General features: G+C 71.9%; 2 protein-coding genes and 1 pseudogene. 2 read left to right on the top strand and 1 reads right to left on the bottom strand.

The features are described 5' to 3' along the window. A pseudogene (locus ABJK26_RS09195) lies at positions 1-335 on the bottom strand (hypothetical protein); the annotation flags it as partial. A gap of 41 nt (positions 336-376) precedes the next feature. On the opposite strand from ABJK26_RS09195, the gene ABJK26_RS09190 reads away from it, so the two are divergent. Then, on the top strand, positions 377-550 hold the full coding sequence (locus ABJK26_RS09190) for a CRISPR-associated endonuclease Cas3'' (protein WP_347241986.1): 174 nt from the start codon (positions 377-379) through the stop codon (positions 548-550). A gap of 120 nt (positions 551-670) precedes the next feature. Next, positions 671-1,546: DEAD/DEAH box helicase (locus ABJK26_RS09185; RefSeq protein ID WP_347241985.1), on the top strand; the 876-nt coding region annotated here is incomplete at its 3' end.

Raw genomic sequence — 1,546 nt, 5'->3', positions numbered from 1 at the left:
CCCCCGGCGGTGGAGCAGGGAGACCAGAAAGGCCCGGAGGGCCGCCAAGACCCGCAAAGCACCTCCCCCAGGGCGGAGGCGAAGTAGAGGGTGAGCTCCCCCTCGGCGGCGAAGACCTTGGCCTCGGGCAGGTACCTCAGGCCCAGGAGGCGGCTGAAGACGAAGAGCTTCAAGGGGCGCCCTCCCGGGACCAGGCCGCGGTCGTGGAGCGCCTCCCCGAGGGGGCTGGGAAGGGCGCGGTAAAGGGCCGCCTGGAGGCCTTCCCGGTAGGTCACGGGCAGGCGCCCCTCGGCGTGGAAGCGCAGCCTAAGCCTTCCCCCCGTGATTGGACCCATATTGCCCCCAGCATACCGCATCCCCTAAGCTGGTTCTAAGCATGACCCTCCTCGCCCGCGTGAACCCCGAGGAACCCCTGGCCGAGCACCTCCTTGGGGTGGGGCGGCTTTCGGAGAGGTTCCTCGCCCCTTTAGGCCTCGGCCCCCAAAGGAGGCTTGCGGGCCTATGCCACGACCTGGGCAAGGCCACCCCCTACTTCCAGGAGATGCTCTAGGGGAAGCGGCGGAAAGGGGACCCCCTCACCTGGCACGCCCTTTTGGGGGCCCTCTTCGCCGCCTAGACCGCCAGGAGGAGGGGCCTCGAGGGGGACGCCCTCTTCCTCTTCCTCGCCGTCTTGGAGCACCACGGAAGCCTCTCCTCCCCCTGGGAAAGGCTCCCCCCGGGCCTGGCCGAGGGCAGGCGCCCCAAGGAGGGGGCGTGGAGCGTCCTCCCTGAGCAGCTAAAGGCCCTGGACACCGGGGCCTTCCGCGCCCTCGCGGCCTCCTTGGGCCTGCCGGACCCCGGGCCCTTCCTGGACTACTCCGCCCTCCTGGACGCCGACCGAAGGCTTGCGGGCCAGGCCCTCCCCCTTGCACCTAGGCCCATCCCGCCCCGGGCCGTGGAGACCCACCTCGCCGCCAAAGGGCCTTCCGGCCCCTTGGGCCCCCACCGGGAGGCCCTTTTCCGGGGGGTGGCCCGGGCCCTGGAAGCCCCTCTAGAGCGCCTCTTCCCCGCCCACCTCACCCTCACCGCCCCCACGGGGGCCGGGAAGACCCTGGCCGCCCTCCGCTTCGCCCTGGGGTTGAGGGAACGGGTCCGGGAGGAGTCCGGCCTCCTTCCCAAGGTGGTGTACGCCCTCCCCTACATCGCCATCGCCGACCAGGTGGAGGAGGAGGCCCGGGGCGTTCTGGCCCGGGCAGGGCTTGACCCGGAAACCCACCTCCTCGTCCACCACCACCTGGCCCTGGCCCGCCTACGGGAGGAGGAGGCGGTGGAGGAGGCTCTCGCCCTCCAGGAGACCTGGGACCGGGACGTGGTGGTGACCAGTCTTCCCCGCCCTGGTGGGGCCGGGAAGCGGGCTCAGGCCCCTCCACGCCCTGGCGGAGGGGGCCATCCTCATCCTGGACGAGGTGCAAACCCTTCCCGCCGAGCTTTGGCCCCTCCTCCGGGCGCTCCTCCGGGAGCTTCCCGGAAGGGTGACCGTGGTGAGCATGACCGCCACCCAGCCCCG

Source organism: Thermus sp. (assembly GCF_039793865.1).
Taxonomy (GTDB): Bacteria; Deinococcota; Deinococci; order Deinococcales; family Thermaceae; genus Thermus.
Note: the sequence above shows the minus strand (reverse complement) of the source record. Positions and strands in the feature narration are given on the sequence as shown.